This is a genomic window from Roseateles sp. PN1 (assembly GCF_038419725.1).
Taxonomy (GTDB): Bacteria; Pseudomonadota; Gammaproteobacteria; order Burkholderiales; family Burkholderiaceae_C; genus Paucibacter_A.
In genome coordinates this window covers 356819-379686 of the sequence record NZ_JBCARA010000003.1, presented here as the reverse complement: position 1 = coordinate 379686, position 22868 = coordinate 356819, and the positions used below count along the sequence as shown (strand labels likewise).

Annotated in this window: 19 protein-coding genes; 18 read left to right on the top strand and 1 reads right to left on the bottom strand. The window is 61.8% G+C overall.

Annotated elements, in window-relative coordinates; genetic code table 11:
* Nucleotides 1-63 precede the first annotated feature (63 nt).
* Nucleotides 64-2127 carry an acetyl/propionyl/methylcrotonyl-CoA carboxylase subunit alpha gene (locus tag AABB87_RS06745; RefSeq protein WP_341970535.1) on the top strand — a complete coding sequence of 688 codons (2064 nt, stop codon included), beginning with the start codon at nt 64-66 and terminating at the stop codon, nt 2125-2127.
* Complete coding sequence (locus AABB87_RS06740) at nt 2127-2594, top strand: VOC family protein (protein WP_341970534.1); 468 nt, start codon at nt 2127-2129, stop codon at nt 2592-2594. Before AABB87_RS06745 ends, AABB87_RS06740 begins: the two co-directional genes overlap by 1 nt.
* A gap of 62 nt (nt 2595-2656) precedes the next feature.
* On the opposite strand, the gene AABB87_RS06735 is transcribed toward AABB87_RS06740, so the two are convergent.
* The gene (locus AABB87_RS06735; RefSeq protein WP_341970533.1) at nt 2657-3526 is read right to left on the bottom strand and encodes a transporter substrate-binding domain-containing protein; all 870 of its coding nucleotides are present in this window, start codon (nt 3524-3526) and stop codon (nt 2657-2659) included.
* A 423-nt stretch (nt 3527-3949) separates the two neighbouring features.
* Between AABB87_RS06735 and AABB87_RS06730 the strand changes: the two genes are divergently transcribed.
* The 16 genes from AABB87_RS06730 to purF all read left to right on the top strand — a co-directional run bounded on the left by AABB87_RS06730 (nt 3950) and on the right by purF (nt 22864).
* Nucleotides 3950-4855 carry a LysR family transcriptional regulator gene (locus AABB87_RS06730; protein WP_341970532.1) on the top strand — a complete coding sequence of 302 codons (906 nt, stop codon included), beginning with the start codon at nt 3950-3952 and terminating at the stop codon, nt 4853-4855.
* A gap of 26 nt (nt 4856-4881) precedes the next feature.
* Nucleotides 4882-6303, top strand: a complete 1422-nt coding sequence (leuC, locus tag AABB87_RS06725; RefSeq protein WP_058719821.1) for a 3-isopropylmalate dehydratase large subunit — start codon at nt 4882-4884, stop codon at nt 6301-6303.
* 19 nt (nt 6304-6322) lie between these two features.
* Nucleotides 6323-6970 (top strand): 3-isopropylmalate dehydratase small subunit, encoded by a 648-nt coding sequence (gene leuD, locus AABB87_RS06720; RefSeq protein ID WP_341970531.1) that lies wholly within the window; start codon nt 6323-6325, stop codon nt 6968-6970.
* Between the two features lie 7 nt (nt 6971-6977).
* The gene (locus AABB87_RS06715) at nt 6978-8147 is read left to right on the top strand and encodes an acyltransferase family protein (RefSeq protein WP_341970530.1); all 1170 of its coding nucleotides are present in this window, start codon (nt 6978-6980) and stop codon (nt 8145-8147) included.
* 43 nt (nt 8148-8190) lie between these two features.
* Complete coding sequence (gene leuB, locus AABB87_RS06710) at nt 8191-9282, top strand: 3-isopropylmalate dehydrogenase (protein WP_295085149.1); 1092 nt, start codon at nt 8191-8193, stop codon at nt 9280-9282.
* Between the two features lie 206 nt (nt 9283-9488).
* Entirely contained in the window at nt 9489-10619 is a 1131-nt protein-coding gene (asd, locus tag AABB87_RS06705; protein WP_341970529.1) for an aspartate-semialdehyde dehydrogenase, read from the top strand.
* Nucleotides 10620-10966: 347 nt separating this feature from the next.
* On the top strand, nt 10967-13702 hold the full coding sequence (locus AABB87_RS06700) for a FimV/HubP family polar landmark protein (protein WP_341970528.1): 2736 nt from the start codon (nt 10967-10969) through the stop codon (nt 13700-13702).
* Nucleotides 13703-13827: 125 nt separating this feature from the next.
* Nucleotides 13828-14613, top strand: coding sequence for a tRNA pseudouridine(38-40) synthase TruA (gene truA / locus AABB87_RS06695; protein WP_341970527.1), 786 nt, complete (start codon nt 13828-13830; stop codon nt 14611-14613).
* A 5-nt stretch (nt 14614-14618) separates the two neighbouring features.
* The gene (locus AABB87_RS06690; protein WP_341970526.1) at nt 14619-15263 is read left to right on the top strand and encodes a phosphoribosylanthranilate isomerase; all 645 of its coding nucleotides are present in this window, start codon (nt 14619-14621) and stop codon (nt 15261-15263) included.
* 18 nt (nt 15264-15281) lie between these two features.
* Nucleotides 15282-16592: a tryptophan synthase subunit beta gene (gene trpB, locus AABB87_RS06685; RefSeq protein WP_341970525.1), complete on the top strand. Its 1311-nt coding sequence runs from the start codon at nt 15282-15284 to the stop codon at nt 16590-16592.
* Nucleotides 16589-17386, top strand: a complete 798-nt coding sequence (gene trpA / locus AABB87_RS06680) for a tryptophan synthase subunit alpha (protein WP_341970524.1) — start codon at nt 16589-16591, stop codon at nt 17384-17386. Before trpB ends, trpA begins: the two co-directional genes overlap by 4 nt.
* Before the next feature lie 47 nt (nt 17387-17433).
* Complete coding sequence (accD, locus tag AABB87_RS06675) at nt 17434-18306, top strand: acetyl-CoA carboxylase, carboxyltransferase subunit beta (protein WP_058719815.1); 873 nt, start codon at nt 17434-17436, stop codon at nt 18304-18306.
* A gap of 77 nt (nt 18307-18383) precedes the next feature.
* A complete protein-coding gene (folC, locus tag AABB87_RS06670; protein WP_341970523.1) occupies nt 18384-19685 on the top strand; it encodes a bifunctional tetrahydrofolate synthase/dihydrofolate synthase in 1302 nt (433 codons plus the stop codon).
* A gap of 157 nt (nt 19686-19842) precedes the next feature.
* On the top strand, nt 19843-20790 hold the full coding sequence (locus tag AABB87_RS06665; protein WP_341970522.1) for an SPOR domain-containing protein: 948 nt from the start codon (nt 19843-19845) through the stop codon (nt 20788-20790).
* Nucleotides 20791-20817: 27 nt separating this feature from the next.
* Complete coding sequence (locus AABB87_RS06660; RefSeq protein ID WP_341970521.1) at nt 20818-21306, top strand: CvpA family protein; 489 nt, start codon at nt 20818-20820, stop codon at nt 21304-21306.
* Between the two features lie 49 nt (nt 21307-21355).
* Nucleotides 21356-22864 carry an amidophosphoribosyltransferase gene (purF, locus tag AABB87_RS06655; protein WP_058719811.1) on the top strand — a complete coding sequence of 503 codons (1509 nt, stop codon included), beginning with the start codon at nt 21356-21358 and terminating at the stop codon, nt 22862-22864.
* Nucleotides 22865-22868: the final 4 nt, after the last annotated feature.

The following is a 22868-nucleotide window of genomic DNA, read 5'->3' as shown; positions in this document are numbered from 1 at the left end:
CCAAGTTCCTCATGACCCATCGCGGTGCTTGCGCCGCAGGCGAGTTCACCCCGGGAGAGCAGCATGTTTAAGAAAATCCTGATCGCGAACCGAGGTGAGATCGCCTGCCGGGTGATCAAGACGGCCCAGAAAATGGGCATCAAGACGGTGGCGGTTTACTCCGAGGCGGATCGTGACGCCCGCCATGTGGAGCTGGCCGACGAGGCCGTTCTGCTGGGCCCAGCACCCTCGCGCGAGTCCTATCTGGTGGCCGACAAGATCATTGCGGCGGCCAAGAGCACCGGTGCTGAAGCCATCCACCCCGGCTACGGTTTCCTGAGCGAAAACGAAGAGTTCGCGCGCCGTGTGGAAGAAGAAGGCTTGGTCTTCATCGGCCCCAAGGCGCATTCCATCGCGGCGATGGGCGACAAGATTGCTTCCAAGAAGCTGGCCGGCGCGGCCCAGGTCAACACCATTCCCGGCCACAACGAGCCGATTCTGGCGGCCGAAGATGCCGTCAAGATCGCGCAAGGCATCGGCTACCCGGTGATGATCAAGGCCAGCGCCGGTGGCGGCGGCAAGGGCTTGCGGGTTGCCTTCAACGACAAGGAGTGCTTCGAAGGCTTCACCAGCTGCCGCAACGAGGCGCGCAATAGCTTTGGCGACGACCGCGTCTTCATGGAGAAGTTCGTCGAGGAGCCACGCCATATCGAGATACAGGTGCTGGGCGACTCGCAGGGCAATGTGCTTTACCTCTGGGAGCGTGAATGCTCCATCCAGCGCCGCCACCAGAAGGTGATCGAAGAGGCGCCGTCGCCCTTCATTTCCGAAGCCACCCGCAAAGCCATGGGCGAGCAGGCCGTGGCCTTGGCTAAAGCCGTGAAGTACCAGAGCGCCGGCACGGTAGAGTTTGTGGTCGGTAAAGACCAGAGCTTTTACTTTCTGGAGATGAACACCCGCTTGCAGGTGGAGCATCCAGTGACGGAATGCATCACCGGCCTGGACCTGGTGGAGCAGATGATTCGCGTGGCGGCCGGCGAAGCGCTGGCCTTCAAGCAAGAAGACCTGCGCCGTGATGGCTGGGCGATTGAATGCCGCATCAATGCCGAAGACCCGTTCCGCAATTTCCTGCCTTCCACCGGCCGTTTGGTGAGTTATCTGCCGCCGCCCACCAGCCTGGAGGCCGCCACCACGCCGCCGCGTGACCGGCCCTTGCCGGATGGCGTGCGGGTGGATACCGGCGTCTACGAAGGCGGCGAGATCCCGATGTTCTACGACTCGATGATCGCCAAGCTGATCGTGCACGGCAAGGATCGCCTGGACGCCATTGCCAAGATGCGCGAGGCACTCAATGGCTTTGTGATTCGCGGCATCTCCAGCAACATCCCCTTCCAGTCGGCGCTGCTGGCGCATCCGGACTTCGTCTCGGGCAACTTCAACACCGGCTTCATCGCCCAGCACTATGCGGACGGCTTCCGTGCCGAGGATGTGCCGCATGAGGACCCCTTGTTCCTGGTGGCCTTGGCGGCCTTCATTCGCCGCAAGGCCAATGAGCGCGCCGCCGGCATCAGCGGGCAATTGGCTGGCCATGAAATGCAGTTGGACAGTGACTACGTCGCCATCGTTCACCAAGGCCAGGGTCAGGTCTTGCGCCATGAGGTGCATGTGTCGGAGTACCTGGGCCTGGCCGGCCAAGCCACCATCCGCATCGGCGAGCAAAGCTACAAGATCGAATGCCGCTCGCGCCTGAGTGATATCCGCGTCAGCGGCTTGGTCAATGGCCAGCCCTTCTTCGCCCAGGCCGAGCGCGGCACAACCAAGAACCCCTTGGCCTATCGCATCAGCCACAACGGCTTGTCCATCAAGGTCACGGTGCTGTCGCCGCGCGCGGCCGAGTTGCATGCCTTGATGCCTTACAAGGCGCCGCCGGACACCAGCAAGTTCTTGCTCTCGCCCATGCCGGGGCTGCTGGCCCAGGTGACGGTGCAGCCGGGCCAGGTGGTGCAGGCGGGTGAGCGCCTGGCCATCATCGAAGCCATGAAGATGGAAAACATTTTGCTGGCAACGCAGGATGTGAAGGTCGCTGAAGTACTGGCCAAGCCGGGCGAAAGCCTGTCGGTGGATCAGCCGATTCTGAGGTTCGAGTGATGAGCACGAGCAAGCCTTACAAGATTCTCGGCATTCAGCAGATTGCCATTGGCGGCCCTGACAAGACCGCTTTGCGCAAGCTGTGGGTGGATGTGCTGGGCCTCACTGTCACCGGCAACTTCGTCTCCGAACGCGAGAACGTGGACGAAGACATCTGCACCATTGGTAGCGGCCCGCACAAGGTGGAGGTTGACCTGATGCAGCCTCTGGACCCCGAGAAAAAGCCCGCCGTGCACAGCACGCCGCTGAATCATGTGGGCCTGTGGGTGGATGACCTGCCCAAGGCCGTTGAATGGATGAGCGCCAATGGTGTGCGATTTGCGCCGGGAGGCATCCGCCCTGGCGCAGCGGGCTACGACATCTGCTTCATCCACCCCAAGAGCAGCGCCGAGTTCCCGATTGGCGGGGAGGGCGTGTTGATCGAGTTGGTGCAGGCGCCGCCGGACGTTGTGGCGGCCTTGTCCTGAAACGGGCTGTGCTGCATGGGCAGGGCCTTGGCCTGGCTTGTGTGGCCCCGGCTCGGCTTGCCTCAGAGCCCTGAACTAAAGCGCGCCGTGATGGCGTGCTCCAGCGCCGCTGAGTGCCCGAACCAATCCAGCATGATGGCGCGGTAGGCGGGGGTGTTGCGTTGTTTGCGCAGCACTTTGTCCACCTGATCCCGCAGCTCTTCACCCCAGGGTGTCTTTGGCACGGCGACGTGGGCATAAAGATAGTCGGCGTTTTCGACAATCGGCACGCTGACCAGGGGCTCGGCAGGCGGGTTACTCAACTCAAGAAATCTCAGTTCGGCGCCGTAGCCAATGGTGGCGTCAATACGCTTGCGCGCCACCATCTCGGCCAGATTGCGGTAATGGGTGGATTGTTGAGTGAAGACGCCCTTGGGGTCATGCTGCTTGTCCGCCACGATGTTGGAAATGGCCTCGCCGTAAAAGCGCCTGCCGGCCACGCCAATCACCTTGCCGCTTTGCAAAAAGCGCCGCAGGCTGATCTGCGGGGCGGAGCGCCAGATGAGTTGCCAGTCGGCGCGGCGCAGCGTCAATTCGAGCGGCGGAACCACCAGGCTGGTGATGCTGTAGTGCACCAGTTCAACGTCGGCGGGGTTTTTGAGATAGGTGGTGATGGCCAGGTGTCGGCCGGCTTTGAAGCCTTCGGTGATGCGCAATATTGGCACATGGGCGGTCTGATGCCGGTAGTCAGGCAGCCCGCCGATGAGGGTTTGATTGACGCGATCGCCAATTCCCTTGCCCTTCAGTGGGCCGGACTGAATGAAGTAGGGCTCGAAGTTCTCGACCACCCAAGTCACGTCCCGCTCGTCGCCGGTGCCGGTCTGGCCCCAGCTGGGCAAGGCTGACGCGCCGCCCAGGCCGGCCAGTATGAGTTTGCGTCGCGCTATGGGCATGGCCCGACTTTCAGTGGATGAACTCGACGAGAAATCATGTCTGTCCGGCGTGCTGTGGGCACGCGCTCGGGGGTTGATATCGCAAACCGAATTCAGCGCTTCCCTGCTTGCTGGTCCTGGCGCGCTCTGCGCGAGCCTACGCCGGGTTGATGGTAGTCGAATCCTGAAATACCTGATTCCTGCCACTTTTTCCCCCTGAGGCCTTTGCACGCTCGGCTGAATTGCATCCCGCCGCGCGGTCGTGACTGCATGGCGAGCGCAGGGCTGTTTGCGCTTCTCGATATGCCTTGCTGAGGAGTCGGTGAGGGTGTGGGCGCTGATCGAATTGCAGCGGAATTGGGATATCAACCCTTCGCGGTGCGAGAATGGTCTATTGTTTTCTGACGCAGCGCATCATTTGCGCGAAGGTTTATTCTCCTCCCCATGCGGCTTGACCTGACCACCCTCAACCTCGTCTTGGCGATCGAGCAAACCCGCTCCATCACCAAGGGGGCGGCGCGCGAGCATTTGGCGCTCGCGGCGGCCAGCAAGCGGGTGTCGGACCTGGAAGCGCGCCTGGGTGTGCAGCTGTTTGAGCGCCGCGCTCGTGGCGTGGAGCCCACCGAGGCCTGCCGCGCTCTGGTGCGTCATATCCGCAGTCTGCACGCATCCTTGCATGCGCTGGAAAGCGAAGTGGTGGAGTTCGCCCGCGGCATCAAAGGGCATTTGCGCATTGCCGCCAATAGCGGCGCGATTGCCGAATGCCTGCCCGCTGATTTGGCCGCCTTCTCGCAAGCGCACCCGCAAATTCGCATCAGCCTGGAAGATCAAACCAGCGCCGAGGTGCAAGCGGCGGTGGCTGAGGGGCGTGCCGATGTCGGCATATTCACGCCGCCCTTGCTGGACAACCGCTTGCAACATTGGCTTTACCGGGAAGCGCGCTTGGCCGTCTTGGTGCCGCAGGACCATGAATTGGCGGGCCGTGAGGCGGTGAATTTCTCCGACCTGCTGGACTTTGATTTGATCGGCCTTCATGCCGGCGCCAGCGCCCAGGAATTGATGCGTGAACAGGCGCAGGCGCGCGGCCGTACGCTCAAGGCGCGCCTGCAAGTGCGTGGCTTTGACGCCATCGCCCAGTTGGTGGAAGCGGGCCTGGGCGTGGCGGTTTTGCCCGAAGGGCCGGCCGAACGATTTTCCCGCGTCTTCAAGCTGCGCCTGCTGCGCTTGGACGAGAGCTGGGCCGCCCGCGAATACCGCTTGGGCGTGGCCCAGCAAGAGCGCATGCCGGCCGTGCTGCAGCGCTTTGTTGATGCGCTGTGCCCCCAATCGAGAACAAGCTCCGAGCATTGACCCTTCAGAAAAAGGAAGAAGTCCCCATGACTGCGAACCACAATCCGCGCACGCTTTACGACAAGCTCTGGGATGAGCATGTTGTGCACGTCGAAGAAGACGGCACCACCGTGCTCTACATCGACCGCCATCTGCTGCACGAAGTCACCAGCCCGCAGGCTTTTGAAGGCCTGGATCTGGCCGCGCGCAAGGTTTGGCGCGTCTCGGCCAATCTGGCGGTGAGTGACCACAATGTGCCCACCACCGACCGCAGCGGCGGCATCAGCGACCCGGTGTCCAAACTGCAGGTCGACACCCTTGATCAGAACTGCGACCGCTTCGGCCTGACCCAGTTCAAGATGAACGATCTGCGCCAAGGCATCGTCCACGTCATCGGCCCGGAGCAGGGCGCCACCTTGCCTGGCATGACCGTCGTTTGCGGTGACAGCCACACCTCCACCCACGGCGCCTTCGGCGCGCTGGCGCATGGCATCGGCACTTCCGAGGTGGAGCATGTGCTGGCGACCCAGACCTTGCTGGCCAAGAAGGCCAAGAATATGTTGATCCGCGTCGAGGGTCAGGTCGCACCCGGCGTGGGCGCCAAAGACATCGTTCTGGCCATCATCGGCAAGATCGGCACCGCTGGCGGCACCGGCTACACCATCGAATTCGGCGGCTCGGCCATTCGCGCCCTGAGCATGGAGGGCCGCATGACGGTCTGCAATATGGCCATCGAGGCCGGCGCGCGCGCGGGCCTGATCGGTGTGGACGACACCACGCTCAACTACGTGGTCGGCCGCCCCTTCACGCCTACGGGCGTCGAGTTGGCGCAGGCCATGACTTACTGGCGCGAGCTGCACACGGATGCCGGCGCCAAGTTTGACGCGGTGGTTGAACTCAATGCCGCTGAGATTCAGCCCCAGGTGACCTGGGGCACATCGCCCGAGATGGTGCTGTCCATCAATGACCGTGTGCCCGATCCCGACAAGGAAAAGGATGCCGTCAAGCGCGGCGCCATCGAGCGCGCCCTGCAGTACATGGCGCTGCAGCCGAACAAGGCGATTGCCGACATCCACATCGACAAGGTTTTCATCGGCTCTTGCACCAATAGCCGCATCGAAGACATGCGTGAAGCCGCCGCCGTGGTGCGCAAGCTGGGCGGCAAGATCGCGGCCAACGTCAAGCTGGCCATGGTGGTGCCGGGCTCCGGCCTGGTGAAAGCGCAAGCTGAGTCCGAAGGGCTGGATCAGGTCTTCAAGGCCGCTGGCTTTGAGTGGCGTGAGCCTGGCTGCAGCATGTGCTTGGCCATGAATGCCGACCGCTTGGAGCCGGGCGAGCGCTGCGCCTCGACCAGCAACCGCAACTTCGAAGGTCGTCAAGGCGCTGGTGGCCGCACCCATTTGGTTAGCCCGGCCATGGCCGCTGCGGCAGCCATGCGCGGCCATTTCGTTGACGTCAGCAAGTCCTGATCAGGAGCCTCACAACATCATGGAAAAGTTCACCCTGCACAAGGGCCTGGTGGCCCCGATGGATCGCGACAACGTCGACACCGATGCCATCATCCCCAAGCAATTCCTCAAGTCGATCAAGCGCTCGGGCTTCGGCCCCAACCTGTTCGATGAGTGGCGTTATCTGGACGCCGGCGAACCCGGCCAAGACCCCGCCACCCGCAAGCCCAACCCGGATTTCGTGCTGAATCAGCCGCGCTACCAAGGCGCTTCGGTGCTGCTGGCACGCAGCAATTTCGGCTGCGGCTCCAGCCGGGAGCATGCACCTTGGGCGCTGGAGCAGTACGGCTTTCGCGTCATCATCGCGCCCAGCTTTGCCGACATCTTCTTCAACAACTGCTTCAAGAACGGGGTGCTGCCGATCCAGTTGCCTGAGAGCGTCGTGGCCAAGCTGTTTGACGAAGTGGCCGCCTTCCCGGGCTATCAGCTGACGGTGGACTTGCCGCGCCAGGTGGTGATCCTGGCCGACGGCAGCGAAGTGCCCTTCGAGGTGCAAGCCTTTCGCAAGTTCTGCCTGCTCAACGGCTTTGACGATATTGGCCTGACGCTGCGCCATGCGGACAAGATCCGCAGCTATGAAGCCGAGCGCTTGGCAGCCAAGCCCTGGTTGAACAATCGATTGCGCTGAGATCGCAATGAAGCCTGAATTTCCCAAAAATGCTGGCGAATCTAGGAACTGGCGCTTACATGCCTGGTTCGAGCAAAAATTGGAGCTAGATCGTGCTGGATCCAGCTCGAATTTACGACCGATGGAAGGGTTGCGGGGGCTCGCAGTATTTTTGGTTTTTTTGGTGCACTTTGTCTCCTTGACGGAGCCATGGTGGAAAGAAAAGGTGAGGCTTGCTCAAATTGCAACTAACGTGCACGCGATGGGTAATGTTGGGGTGGACTTATTCTTTGTATTGAGTGGCTTTCTAATTTATGGCGCGCTCATCAGCAAAGTTCAGCCTTTTTGGGGATTTGTCGCTAGGCGCATTCGGCGGATTTATCCAACCTTTCTGGTGGTGTTTTTCGTCTACCTAATGTTGTCTTGGTTGGTGCCGTCAAAAAGTAAGTTGCCGCAAGAAGCCGATGCCACCTTAGTTTATATATTGCAAAACCTGCTCTTGATGCCAGGCCTATGGCCGATCGAGCCCTTGATTACCGTGGCCTGGTCTTTGAGTTATGAGGTTTTTTATTACTTATTGATGCCGGTGTTAATTGGTGTTTTTGGTTTGCGCGATTGTGGTCGGCGCACCCGAGTATTGTTTTTTATCGTACTCGGAGCAGGCGCATCCATTGCTTTTTCACTGCTTGGCGGGCCAGTTCGCATGCTTATGTTCGTGTCTGGCATATTGTTGTTTGAGGCCCGTGCGGCAGGCTTGGGTAGAACTTTGGGTAGCGGCTTGGGATTGATATCTCTTGTACTGGCCCTAATGCTTGCCATGCAACCGGCCCCAGGGCCGGAGGCTCAGGTTGGCTGGACTCTATTGCTCGGTTTTTTGTTTTTTGTGCTTTGCCTATCCGTCTTCTATTCGCGAGAGGTTTTTCTGGCGCGTGCACTGAGTTGGACACCCTTGCGTTGGTTGGGCAATATGTCCTATTCCTACTATTTGATTCACGGTTTGGCGCTCAATGCCGCCGTTCTGATTCTTCCATACGCTTTGCCTGTGGCTGCGGTTGGTCCCATGCTGTTCTTATTGCTGGTGCCATTGCTGTTTGCTGTTACCTTGATTCCGTCATTCCTGCTTTTCGTTCTTATTGAAAGACCCCTGTCGCTGACGGCCTCTCCCGTTAAGTCAGTTGCTACCCCTATCAACCACTAACCCCAAAAGACTTCGGTCCAGTCGTCGAAGTGAAGGAGATATCGTGAAAATCGCAGTTTTGCCAGGTGACGGCATTGGCACCGAAATCGTCGCCGAGGCCGTCAAGGTCCTGAAGGTCTTGGACCTGCCGTTGGAGTTGGAGCATGCCGATGTGGGCGGCGCGGCCTATGAGTCCAGCGGCCATCCGCTGCCCGACGCGACGCTTCAACTGGCCAAAGATGCCGATGCCATTCTGTTTGGCGCCGTCGGCGACTGGAAATACGACAAGCTCGATCGCCCGCTGCGCCCTGAGCAAGCGATTCTGGGTCTGCGCAAGCATCTGGGTCTGTTTGCCAACTTCCGCCCGGCGATTTGCTACCCCGAGCTGACACATGCCTCGAGCCTGAAGCCCGAGCTGGTGGCCGGCCTGGACATCCTCATCATCCGTGAGCTGACCGGTGACATCTACTTCGGCCAGCCGCGCGGCCGCCGCACGGCGGTGGACGGTCATTTCCCCGGCAGCGAAGAAGCCTTCGACACCATGCGCTACTCGCGCCCGGAGATCGAGCGCATTGCCCACGTCGCCTTCCAGGCTGCTCGCAAGCGCGGCAAGCGCGTCACCAGCGTCGACAAGGCCAATGTGCTGGAGACCTTCCAGTTCTGGAAAGACGTGATGATCGAGATCGGCGCCCAGTACCCGGATGTGGAGCTGGATCATATGTATGTGGACAACGCCGCCATGCAGTTGGTCAAGGCGCCCAAGCGCTTTGACGTGCTGGTGACCGGCAATATGTTCGGCGACATCCTCTCGGACGCGGCAGCAATGCTGACCGGCTCCATCGGCATGCTGCCCTCGGCCTCGTTGGACAAGAACAACAAAGGCCTGTACGAACCGAGTCACGGCAGTGCGCCGGACATCGCAGGCAAGGGCGTGGCCAATCCTTTGGCTACAATTCTCTCTGCTGCCATGATGCTCAAATTTTCCCTCAACCAACCAGTTGCCGCCGCTCGTATTGAGTCGGCTGTGGCCGCTGTATTGGCCCAAGGTCTGCGCACGCCAGACATTTGGAGCGAGGGCACCCAGAAGGTGGGCACGCGCGAGATGGGTGATGCGGTTGTCGCTGCGATCACCATGACCAAAACCATTAAGGGCTAGTTCAGCTCCGGTTTGTCTCGCCCCTACCCCTTAGGCGAACAAGCCGGGGGGAGCAAAGTTCCAAGTTAACAGGACTTTCAAAAATACTGCTGCAGCGAAGCCAAGAGTCAAAGACAGTACTTAGTTGTACTGCCGTGCACTTGAGAAACGCTGCAGCGCTTTGGCGAGAGTTGGACTGAATCTTTAGGGCGATAGAGGTAATCAAGATGACAACACTGGTTGGACTGGTAGGCTGGCGCGGCATGGTGGGCTCGGTGCTCATGGATCGCATGAGCGCTGAGCGCGATTTCGACTTGATCGAGCCGCTATTCTTCAGCACATCGAACGCCGGCGGCGCCGCTCCCGCGCAAGCCAAGAACGAGACCAAGCTGCAGAACGCGTTTGATATCGAGCAGCTCAAGCGCTGCGACATCATCATCACCGCGCAGGGCGGCGACTACACCAGCGAGGTCTTCCCCAAGCTGCGCGCTGCCGGCTGGGACGGCCACTGGATTGACGCCGCGTCCACGCTGCGTATGGAGTCCGATGCCGTCATCATCCTGGATCCCGTCAATATGCCGGTGATCCAGCAAGCATTGGACAAGGGCGGCAAGAACTGGGTCGGCGGCAACTGCACCGTGTCTTGCATGTTGATGGGCGTGGGCGCGCTCTACAAGGCCGGCTTGGTCGAGTGGATGAGCACCCAGACCTACCAGGCTGCTTCGGGCGGTGGCGCGCAGCATATGCGCGAGCTTCTGACGCAGTACGGCACGCTGAATGCGTCGGTGCGCGGTCTGCTGGATGACCCCAAGAGCGCCATTCTCGAAATCGATCGCCAGGTCATCGCGACTCAGCGTGGCCTGAGTGCCGCCGAGACGGCCAATTTCGGCGTGCCGCTGGGCGGCTCGCTGATTCCCTGGATCGACAAAGACTTGGGCAATGGCATGTCTAAGGAAGAGTGGAAGGGCATGGCCGAGACCAACAAGATCCTGGGTCAGGGCGAAGGCTTTAGCGCGCCAGCCATTCCGGTGGACGGCTTCTGCGTGCGCGTCGGTGCGATGCGCTGCCACAGCCAGGCGCTGACCTTCAAGCTGAAGAAAGATGTGCCCTTGGCTGACATTGAGGCCATGATTGCCGCCGACAACGAATGGGTCAAAGTGGTGCCCAACACCCGCGAGGCGACGGTGAAAGACCTGACCCCGGTCGCCGTCACCGGCACCATGACCATCCCCGTCGGCCGCCTGCGCAAGCTGGCCATGGGCCCTGAGTATCTGGGCGCCTTCACCATTGGCGACCAGTTGCTGTGGGGTGCTGCCGAGCCGCTGCGCCGCATGCTCCGCATTCTGCTGGCGCGCTGAGCCGCCGCAGCCAAGTGCTTGGCAAGCGCCTGCTTGCAAGCACTTTTACAAAGAGTCACAGACCGCGGCCGAGCACTTGCTCGGCCGTTGTCTGTATACGACAGGCGATGTCCAGTGCCTTGAACTGCCGGGCCTCCTGAGGGCTTATGCGGCTTTACCTGAGCTTGCTTGCGTATATGCTTGCCCCTGTTAGGAATTTCAGTGGCACGCGAGGGCGATGCCGCGTCAAGGGATGGCACCGTGAGCGCTGTTCAATACAAAGAAATGATCATCAATGAAGCGAGCGGGCGCCCGGGAGGACCCGCTTTCTTGCTTTGGGGGATGCCTTGAAACAAAGTCGCAGCGCAATGAATGAAGCCACGGGCCAAGCGCCCAGCCGCTTGACCCAAGGGCTCTTGCAGCCCGGCCTTTTTGCCTTCTCCCGTATCGCTGCGGCGACTTTGCTTTTGCTCAGCGCCCAAGCGGGTGCCGTGGGCTTGGGGCGTTTGACGGTGCAATCCGCTTTGGGCGAAACGCTCAAGGCCGAGATCGATGTCACCAGCCTGAGTGCCGAGGAAGCCAGCACCCTGAGGGTCAAGGTTGCCTCGCCGGATGCCTACCGCGCCACCGGCGTGGAATACAACAGCGTCTTGACCGGCACCCAGGTGCAGGTGAGCCGCCGTGACGGCCGCACCTACCTGCGCGTCAGCAGTGACCGCGCGGTGCAAGAGCCCTTTGTGGACGTGATTCTTGAGCTGAACTGGGCCACCGGCCGCTTGGTGCGCGAATACACCTTGCTGTTCGATCCGCCAGTGAATGCCCCGCGCCCCGGCGCCGCACCTGCGCCGGTGGCGCCTGCAGTGATTGCCGCCGCCCCTCAGCCATCTGGTGCAGTGAGTGATGCCGTTGCCGCGCCGACGCCGTCCGCTTCGTCCACGATTGCCCCCAGGCCTTCGCCCGCGCCGAGCCCGGCGGCCCCAGCAGCCACTCGTGCCAAGGCCGAAGCCAAGCCCGAACCCAAGCCGCGCGCTGAAGCGCCGCAGTCGGCCTCCGAATATCGCGTCAAGCCCGGCGACGTGCTGTATCGCATCGCCGCAAAGACACAGCCGCAAGGCGTTTCGCTGGATCAAATGCTGGTGGGCTTGTACCGCAGCAATCCGGAGGCTTTTGTCGACGGCAATATGAACCGCCTGAAGGTCGGTGCCGTCATGCAAGTGCCGAGCAGCGATAGCCTGAGTGATCTCAGCACCGCGCAAGCTAGGCAAGTGATCCGTGCGCAGAGCACGGACTTCAATGCCTACCGCCAACAACTGGGTACGGCTGCGCCTGCGCTGCAGCAAGAGCAGAACGAGCGTGCCGCCAAAGGCCAGGTGCAAGCAGCGGTAGATGACAAGAAAGCATCTGCAGCGGCCAAACCCGACAAGCTGACGCTGAGCAAGGCCGCCAGCGCGGCCGAGGCGCAGAGCGCGGCTAACGCTAAATTGGCTCAGGCTTCCAAAGAGACTGAAAAGAAGGATGCCAGCGCCCGCATGGCCGAGCTGACCCGCAATGTGGAAGAGCTGAAAAAGCTCTCCAGCGCGGCTAAGCCAGCGCCTGCAACTGCGCCCGCGGCTTCGACGGCGCCAGCGATGCCTGCGGCACCTGCCGTGGTGGCAGCACCTGTTCCGGCCGTGCCGCAAGCCAGTGCTGCGCCTGCTGTGGTGGCCGCAGAGCCAGCAAGCAAGCCGGCCTCAGCCGCACGGCCTGTGCTGGCCGCCGCCTCGGCTGCCAGCATGCCCGCCATGCCGGCGCCGGTCAGCAGCCCCGCCGAACCCAGCTTCCTGGAAGACTTGCTTGAGAGTCCCCTGGTGCTGCCGATTGCCGGTGCCCTGGTGGCCGCGCTTGGCGCCTTCGGTCTGTATCGCTTGCGTGGCCGCAAGGTGGCCAGCAAGGCGGACACCGGCTTCCAAGAGAGTCGTGCGCAACCGGATTCATTCTTCGGTGCCTCGGGTGGGGCCAGAGTGGATACGCGTGAAGCGACCGGTTCATCGATGAATTATTCGCTCAGCCAGTTGGATGCAATTGGCGACGTCGACCCGGTGGCCGAGGCCGATGTTTACCTAGCTTATGGCCGTGACCTGCAGGCCGAGGAAATCCTCAAGGAAGCCCTACGCGCCAATCCCGAGCGCTTGGCGATTCGCCTCAAGCTGCTGGAGGTCTACGCCAAACGCCGCGATACGAAGGGCTTTGAGCAACTGGCCATTCAGTTGTTTGCTGAGACCCATGGCCTGGGTGATGACTGGGCCAAGGCGCAAGAGCTGGGTCGTCAGATTGACCCTGACAACCCGCTTTATCAGCCCGGCGGCGCGCCGACGCAGACCGATGATGGCCGCGACATTCATCCCGAGCCGATGGATGCCAGCACCATGCCGCATACAGTCAGTGCCGGTGCCCATTTGGCTACCGCGCCGCTGTCCAGCAGTGTTGCAGCCGATTCCGGCCCAATGAGTGGCTTCGATCTGGATCTCGATCTTGATCTGGGTGGCCCAAGCCCGGCGCCAGCTTCAGCCATGGCCGCCACGCAGGCTATGGCCACCTCGGTGGAGCAAGCGCCTTTGTCAATGGATTTCGACTTGTCGGATCCTGAGCCCACCACGGTGCAAAGCGATGGCAAGGCGGATCTAGAGTTTGATCTGGATCTACCTGATCTGGGCGAGCATGCCAGCGCACCCGCATCGGCCCCTGCTGCCCCTGCGACTGACGGCGCGCTGGACTTCGATATGTCGTCCATCGACCTGAGTCTGGATGACAGCAAACCTGCAGCGATTCCGGCTGCCGAGTCTTCGAGCTTGGACGATGATCTGCCGGCCGACTTCGCCGCCATGCTGAATCAGCCGGGTGAGGTGGTTGAAGCCGCTGAAGCGCCGCAGGAGCCCGTTGCTCATGTGATCGAGGAATTGCCCGATGACGATGGCGATCCGCTGATGCGGCAGCTGGAACTTGCCGACGAGTTCCGTCAGATCGGTGACACCGAAGGCGCTCGCGAAGTGCTGCAGGAACTGATCGGTAAGGCCAGCGGCCTGCTGAAGGAAAAGGCTCAGTCCATGCTCAACGAGCTGCGTTAAGTTAAGCTGCTCGACTTGAACCCAAAAGGCGCTCGCAACCGGGGCGCCTTTTTTCATGGCGGCAAGGCTTGTTACTGAAGCAGCCGAGTCGCCAAAGCGCCAATAGGCAAATGAGGATGGATGGCATGCGCGTTGCGCTGGGAGTGAGTTACCGCGGTCAGGCCTATCACGGCTGGCAAAGCCAGGTGGATGGGCAAACGGTTCAGGATGTGCTGGAAGCAGCCCTGAGCGAGTTCGCGGCCACGCCAATTCGCAGCATTTGCGCCGGCCGCACCGATACCGGGGTGCATGGCCTCAACCAGGTCGTGCACTTTGATACCGAGATCAGTCGCGAGGCCGCCTCCTGGGTGCGGGGCACCAATCGTTATCTACCTGCCGACGTGGCGGTTCAGTGGTGCCGCTTTCCGGGTGACGACTTCCATGCGCGCTTTTCCGCTCAAGGTCGGCGTTATACCTTTTTGGTGCTGGAGTCGGTGGTGCGCCCGGCGATTGAAGCCGGCGGCGTGGGCTGGGTGTTTCGGCCGCTGAACGCTGAGGCCATGCGCGCGGCCGCTGACCTGCTGATCGGCGAGCATGACTTCAGTGCGTTTCGCGCTGCGCAATGCCAGGCCAAGTCGCCCATCAAAACCCTGCGCAAGATCAGCATCAGCCGGCGCGGCGCCTATTGGCGTTTTGACTTTGATGCCTCGGCCTTTTTGCACCATATGGTGCGCAACATCATGGGTTGCTTGATCGCCGTGGGCAATGGCAGCCAGTCGCTCGAGTGGTTGGCTCAGGTCTTGGCGGGGCGGGACCGCGCCTTGGCCGCGCCCACCTTTCCGGCCGATGGGCTTTACTTCATTGGGCCGTACTACGAGCCTCAGTTTGATATTCCCGAACACACCGCAACCATGGACTGGCTGCCCGGATGACGATGATGAGCCGTACCCGAATCAAGATTTGTGGCCTGACCCGTGAGGCCGATGTGGCCGCGGCCGTGGCAGCCGGTGCCGATGCGATCGGCTTTGTGATGTACGCCAAAAGCCCGCGTTATGTCAGCCCGGCCCGCGCGGCGGAGTTGGCGCGCTTGCTGCCACCCTTTGTCACGCCGGTGGGCTTGTTCGTCAACGCCAGTGAGGCCGAGTTGGCGGCGGGCTTGCAGGCGCTGCCCAATATGCTGCTGCAGTTTCATGGGGATGAAAGTCCACAGGAGTGCGAGCGGGCAGGGCGGCCCTATCTGCGTGCCGCGCGCATGGGCGAGGGTTTTGATTTGCTAAACTTCGCCACACAGTACTCAAGTGCCCAAGCCGTGCTGCTCGACGCCCATGTCGAGGGTTACGGCGGCGGTGGAAAGGTTTTCGATTGGTCACTCATTCCAAAAAACGTGCCCTCTCCAGTCGTTTTGTCTGGTGGGTTGCATGCCGGAAATGTGCTGACCGGGATTCTTCAGGTTCGGCCTATCGCCGTTGACGTGAGTTCCGGCGTGGAGGAGGCCAAAGGCCTCAAGAGCGCCGCCCTGATCCGTCAGTTCTGTGATGCCGTGCGTCAAGCCGATGCGCGCATCCAGGAACTTTCAACCTGAACAGAGAAATCCAGCACCATGAGCAAGTATCAACAGCCCGATGCCAATGGGCATTTCGGCCCGGTCAAGGGCCAGACCTATGGCGGCAGCTTTGTCGCCGAGACCCTGGTCCACGCGCTTGACGAACTCAAGCAAGCCTATGCGCACTACAGCAGGGATCCCGAGTTCATCGCTGAGTTCAACAAGGAACTGGCGCACTTCGTGGGCCGCCCGAGCCCCATCTATCACGCTGACCGCCTAAGCCGCGAACTCGGTGGCGCGCAGATCTTCCTCAAGCGTGAAGACCTGAACCACACCGGGGCGCACAAGATCAACAACACCATCGGCCAGGCCTTGTTGGCCAAGCGCATGGGCAAGAAGCGCATCATTGCCGAGACCGGCGCGGGCCAGCATGGCGTGGCCACGGCCACCATCTGCGCGCGCTACGGCATGGAGTGCGTGGTCTATATGGGCAGCGAGGACGTCAAGCGCCAAAGCCCCAATGTCTACCGCATGAATCTGCTGGGCGCCCGTGTGGTGCCGGTGGAGTCGGGTTCCAAGACCCTGAAGGACGCGCTGAATGAAGCGATGCGCGACTGGGTGACGAATGTGGAATCGACCTTCTACATCATCGGCACCGTGGCCGGCCCGCATCCCTATCCAATGATGGTGCGCGACTTCCAGCGCATCATCGGCGATGAGTGCCTGACGCAGATGCCGGAGATGACTGGCCGCCAGCCCGATGCGGTGATCGCCTGCGTGGGCGGTGGCAGCAATGCCATCGGCATTTTCTATCCCTATATCGAGCATGAAGCCACGCGCCTGATCGGCGTTGAAGCGGCTGGTTTGGGTGTGGACACCGACAAGCATGCCGCCACGCTGTCCAAGGGCACGCCGGGCGTTTTGCATGGCAACCGCACCTATTTGCTGCAGGACGATAACGGCCAGATCATCGAGACGCACTCGGTGTCGGCTGGCCTGGACTACCCCGGCGTGGGCCCAGAGCATGCGTATTTGAAAGACATCGGCCGGGCCGAATATGTGTCGGTCACGGACGATGAGGCACTCAGCGCCTTCCATCGCCTGTGCCGCACCGAAGGCATCATCCCGGCGCTGGAATCCAGCCATGCGCTGGCCTATGCGATCAAGCTGGCGCCAACGCTGCCGGCGGATCAGCATTTGCTGGTGAACTTGTCCGGTCGCGGTGACAAGGACATTGGCACGGTGGCTGATTTGTCGCACGCCTCCTTCTTCTGCCGACCTTCTTGCACCGGGCAATCGGTCAAGGGGGGTGACACGATTTCGCTGGATGCCTTGCATGGGCAAAGCAAGACAGGAGCCCAGCCATGAGCCGCATCCAAAGCACGTTTGAGCGCCTGGCCGCTGAGGGCCGCAAGGCTTTGATTCCCTTCGTCACGAGCGGCGATCCTTATCCCGATGTCACCGTCGAGCTGATGCTGGCCATGGCCGAGGCGGGCGCCGATGTGATCGAGCTGGGCGTGCCATTTTCCGACCCCATGGCCGACGGCCCGGTGATTCAGCGCGCGGCCGAGCGCGCCGTGCGCGCCGGTGTGGGCATGAAGCAAGTCCTGGCCGATGTGCAGCGCTTTCGCGCCAGCAACACCAGTACGCCGGTGGTGTTGATGGGCTATGCCAACCCGATTGAGCGCTACGGCCAGGCCCGTTTTGTCAGCGATGCCAAGGCGGCAGGTGTGGACGGCGTGCTGGTGGTGGACTATCCGCCCGAGGAATGCGAGGCCTTTGCCGCGCTGCTGCATGCGCAGGACATGGATCCCATCTTCTTGCTGGCCCCCACTTCGACCGAGGAGCGCATGGCGCGCGTCGGCAAGGTGGCGCGCGGCTATGTCTACTATGTGTCGATCAAGGGCGTGACCGGGGCAGGGCATCTGGACACCGCGGCGGTGGCTGCGATGATTCCGCGCATCCGCCGCCATGTCAGCGTGCCGGTGGGTGTGGGTTTTGGCATTCGCGATGCCGTCAGCGCGCGCGCGGTGGCCGATCACTCGGACGCCGTCGTCATCGGTTCGCGCCTGGTTGAATTGCTCGAGGCTCAGCCGCGCGATAATGTCGCCGCAACAGGGGCGCAGTTCATCCGAGAAATCCGCGCCGCGCTCGACGCCTAAATCCCAGTATCTGGGGTCAGAGTCAATTTTTTTAGAGGAATCTGCCCATGAGTTGGCTTGAAAAACTACTGCCGCCCAAGATGCAGCAAACCGATCCCAACGAGCGCCGCATGGTGCCCGAGGGGCTTTGGATCAAATGCCCGTCTTGCGAGACCGTGCTCTACAAGACCGACCTGGAGCAGAACGTCAACGTCTGCCCCAAGTGCAGCCACCATCACCGCATCGGCGCGCGTGAGCGCCTGAACGCCTTCCTGGACGGCGAAGGCCGCTACGAAATCGGTCAGGAAGTGCTGCCCGTCGATGCTTTGAAGTTCAAGGACAGCAAGAAGTACCCCGATCGCCTGAAAGAAGCGCTGGAGCACACCGGTGAAACCGATGCGCTCGTGGTGTTCGGCGGCGCGGTGATGACGGTGCCTGTGGTGGCTGCTTGCTTCGAGTTCAGCTTCATGGGCGGCTCGATGGGCTCCGTGGTGGGTGAGCGTTTTGTGCGCGGCGTGGAAACCGCCATCGAGCAAAAGACGCCTTTCATCTGCTTCACCGCCACCGGCGGCGCGCGCATGCAAGAAGGCTTGCTGAGCTTGATGCAGATGGCCAAGACCAATGCGGCCTTGACGCACCTGGCCAAGGCCAAACTGCCTTACATCAGTGTGTTGACGGACCCGACCATGGGCGGCGTGTCGGCCAGCTTTGCCTTTGTGGGCGATGTGGTGATTGCCGAGCCCAAGGCGCTGATCGGCTTTGCCGGCCCGCGCGTGATCGAGAACACCGTGCGTGAAAAGCTGCCAGCCGGCTTCCAGCGCGCCGAGTTCTTGATGGAGAAGGGCGCAGTCGACATGATTGTTGATCGCCGCAAGCTGCGCGAGACCATCGCCCGCCAGCTTGCCATGCTGCAGCGCCAGAGCTCCGACGCGGTGGCTTGATCGCAAACCTCCTGATTTTTTGAATTCAACGGCCAGGCCCACAAGGCTTGGCCGTTTTGCTTGAGCGGAAAAAAGACATGTTGCCCCAAACGCTTGATGACTGGCTCGCCCATTGCGAGCGCCTGCACCCCAAGACCATCGACATGACCCTGGAGCGCGTGCAGCTGATGCGCGACCGCCTGGGCCTGAAGTTCGAGGCCCCGGTGGTGATGGTGGCCGGCACCAATGGCAAGGGCAGCACCTGCGCGATGCTGGAGTGCATTGCCTTGCAGGCCGGCTACCGGGTGGGTCTCTACATCAAGCCGCATCTGGTGCATTTTCAGGAGCGCTGCCGGGTGGGCGGCGAGTCGGTGACCGCAGAGTCGCTGCTGCCATTCTTCGCCGCCGTTGAAGAAGCGCGCGGCGAGATGACGCTGAGCTACTTCGAGTTCACCACCCTGGCCATCATGCTGCGTCTGGCGGCCGAGCCGCTGGATCTGGTGATTCTGGAAGTAGGTCTCGGCGGTCGTTTGGACGCCGTCAATGCGATCGACGCGGACTGCTCGGTCATCACAAGCATCGACCTGGATCACACCGAATACCTTGGCCCCGACCGAGAGTCGGTGGGCCGCGAGAAGGCCGGCATCATGCGGGCCGGCCGCCCGGTGGTGGTGAGCGACCCCATGCCGCCGGCCAGCCTGGCAGCGCGTGCGGCCGAGATCGGTGCCGACTTGCGCCAGTTGGGCAAAGACTTCACCTACAGCGGCGACCGTCAGCAATGGCAGTGGACCGGCCGTGAGAAGCGTTTCAGCGGCCTGGCTTATCCGGCGCTGCGTGGCGTCAATCAGCTGCTCAACGCCTCCGGTGTGCTCGCCGTGTTCGAGGCACTGTATGCGCGCCTACCCATCAGTGCCCAAGCGGTGCGCAATGGTCTGGCGATGGTGGAGTTACCCGGCCGTTTCCAAGTGGTGGCGGGCCAGCCCGCGCTGGTGCTGGACGTGGCGCACAACCCGCATGCGGTGGCGGCGCTGGCCCAGAACCTCGATCAAATGGGTTTCTTCCCGCGCACCCATGTGGTGTTTGGCGCCATGGCCGATAAAGACCTCGCCGCGATCTTCCAAAAGATGGCGCCACTGGTCGATGCTTGGCACTTCTGCGACCTGGAGATTCCGCGCGCCGCCAAGGCCGCCGACCTGCGGCAGCAGTTTGAAGCTCTGCAGCAAGCAGGTGCCTTGAAAACACCGCCGCAAGTCAGCTTGCACTCCCATGCCGATCCCCTGGCCGCCCTGGCTGCAGCAGCGGCTGTGGCAGACCCGGCTGATAGAATTCTGGTGTTTGGTTCCTTCTACACGGTGGGCGGCGTGCTCAAGCAGGGCGTGCCTCGTTTGCAGCGCGCCTGAGCCATGCCGGGCAGGGTTTGAACGCCACCGAACAGCTGTTTTTTTTGACCGTCTCCCCGGGTTTGCAGTAGCCGGGGGCGGTCTTGGTTTTGCACTATTGGGCGTTGCGCCCTTCACTTGTAACCCCTAACCCAGCGTTTGAGCTGCCAATCTAGCCATGGGCTTGCTGTCATTCCTTAAGCGATCAAGCAATAAGCCGGCGGCCAAGCCGGTGTCTGACACAGCCGATGCGGTTCAGCAGTTGCGGGTACGCGCACGCCGACGCTTGATTGGTGCCGCGGTGCTGGTGGCGATTGGGGTGATCGGCTTCCCGCTGGTGTTTGAGACCCAGCCTCGGCCCATTCCGGTCGATCTTTTGATCACCATTCCGGACAAAGATGGCGTGCCGGTGTTGAGCTCGCCCCCGGGCTTGGCCGGCAAGGTGGGCCCCAAAGTGGCGGTGTTGGAGCCGCCTGCGTTGACCCGCACGACTGAACCTTCGCGGCCCGAGCCGGTGCAGCCTGAACCAGGGACGGCCAGTGAGCCGGTGGCGCAAGTCAAACCCCAGCCGCAACCGGCGCAGTCGACTCAGTCAGCTCAGTTGGCAGCCCCGAAGCCTAGCCAAGTTGCGGCTACAGAAACTGCCAAGCCGGTCCCAGCGCCAAGCGCCAAGGTGGCGGCTGACAAGCCTGTCGCGAAAGCGAGCGAGAAGGCGGCCGAGAAACAGGCAGATAGGCACGTCGACAAGCCCGCCGAGAAAGTGGCCGAAAAGCCCGCCGATAAGCCTAAGCCGCAGTCCACGAGTGCCAGCAGCCAAGAAGCGGCGCGGGTGCAAGCCTTGCTGGACGGCAAGATGCCGCCCAAGCCGGATGAGAACAAAAAGCCCGCCGATGGCGCCATACGCGTGATCCTGCAGGTGGGCGCTTATGCGGATATGCATGCGGCTCAAGAGGCGCGGCACAAGGTCGAAAAGCTGGGCCTCAAGACTTATACGCAAGAGGTGAATACGCCTTCAGGCACGCGCATCCGCGTGCGGGTGGGGCCTTTCGCCAGCCGCGAGGAAGCGGACAAAGCCGCAGCCAAGGTGCGGGCCACGGGCCTGAGCACGGCTGTGCTGACGCTGTGAGTCGGCCGCTTTCTTGCGGGGTCGCGCATGATTTGGCTTGACTGGATTTTTCTGGCCGTGCTGGCCTTGTCCATCTTGATGGGCTTGTGGCGCGGCTTGGTGTTTGAGGTTTTGTCGCTGGCGGGCTGGGTGGTGGCCTACTTTTGCATGCCCTGGTTGGCGCCGGTGCTGCAAGAATTTTTGCCGCAAGAAAAGTTGGGCCCGGGCTTGGCGCAGGCCCTCAGCTTGGGCTTGAGTTTTGTGCTGGTCTTGCTCTTGTGGGGCATTTGCGCCAAGCTGCTGCGCAGCCTGATTCATGCCACGCCGCTGAGCGTGCTGGACCGGCTGGCCGGCGCAGGTTTCGGCGTGCTGCGCGGGCTCTTGATTTGCATTGCGGTAGTGCTCTTGGTCAGCATGACGCCAGCGGTCGAGTCCGAGATTTGGTTGAGTTCGCAATTGGTGCCTGGTTTGCAAACTGTGATCCAGGCCGCCAAGCCGGTATTGCCGGCGGAAGTATTGAAGTTGATTCCGGCCTGAGCATCTTGCTTGGGCCTCGTGTTTAGAAGCAGTGAGTGAAGGAAAAGCCATGTGTGGCATCGTCGGCGTGATCTCCCCCAACCCCGTCAATCAGCTGATTTACGACGCGCTGTTGCTGCTGCAGCACCGTGGTCAGGATGCCGCCGGCATCGTCACCATGCAAGGCAATAAGTGCTTCATGCACAAGGCCCGCGGCATGGTGCGCGATGTGTTCCGCACCCGCAATATGCGCGCCTTGCCGGGCAGCATCGGCTTGGGCCAGGTGCGTTACCCCACGGCCGGCAATGCCTATAACGAAGAAGAGGCCCAGCCCTTCTACGTCAACGCGCCTTTCGGCCTCGTGCTGGTGCACAACGGCAACCTGACCAATGCGCAAAGCCTCAAGACCGAGTTGTTTGATGTGGATCGCCGCCATATCAACACCGAAAGCGATTCTGAGGTGTTGCTGAATGTGCTGGCCCATGAGCTGGAAATGGTGGCACGCGACCTGCCGCTGACACCCGCCGAGGTGTTCAAGGCCGTCGCCGCCGTGCACAAGCGCATCAAGGGCAGCTACGCCGTGATCGCGCTGATCGCCGGCCACGGCTTGCTGGCTTTCCGTGACCCCTACGGCATTCGCCCGCTGTGCTTCGGCCAAGCGGCGGATGGTGAATTCATGGTGGCCAGCGAGAGCGTGGCCTTGGAAGGCACCGGCCACCAACTGGTGCGCGATGTGGCGCCGGGCGAGGCCTTGTTCATCGACATGAAGGGTCAAATGACCAGCCAGCAATGCGCTGAGAACCCGACGCTGAACCCGTGCATGTTTGAGTTTGTCTACCTGGCCCGCCCGGACTCGGTGATGGACGGCATCTCGGTCTACCAAGCGCGACTGAATATGGGTGAAACGCTGGCCCAGCGCCTGATCTCCACCATGCCGCCCAGCGACATCGATGTGGTGATCCCGATTCCGGAGTCGAGCCGTCCCTCGGCCATGCAATTGGCCCACCGTATCGGCAAGCCTTACCGCGAAGGCTTTGTGAAGAACCGCTATGTCGGCCGCACCTTCATCATGCCGGGGCAGGGCGCGCGTAAGAAGTCGGTGCGCCAGAAGCTCAATGCGATTGGCCTGGAATTCAAGAACCGCAATGTGCTGCTGGTGGATGACTCCATCGTGCGCGGCACCACCTCGAAGGAAATTGTGCAGATGGCCCGCGAGGCCGGTGCCCGCAAGGTCTATTTGGCCTCGGCCGCGCCGCCGGTGCGTTATCGCAATGTCTACGGCATCGATATGCCCACCAGCTCCGAGTTGGTGGCGCACAACCGCTCGATCGAAGAGATCCGCCAGTTCATCGGCGCTGATGCGCTGATCTACCAAGACGTGGACGCGATGAAGCGAGTGGTGGCGGCCTTGCAGCCGGCGCTGAAGGGCTTCGAAGCTTCGTGCTTCGACGGGCACTACATCACCGGCGATGTGACGGCAGAAGACTTCGCCAAGATGGAGGCTCAGCGCCTGAGCCAAGGCGACGAGGAAGAAGGCCCGGCGCGCAGCCGCCTGGCACTGCAAAGCCGGCAGGAGTGAGCGG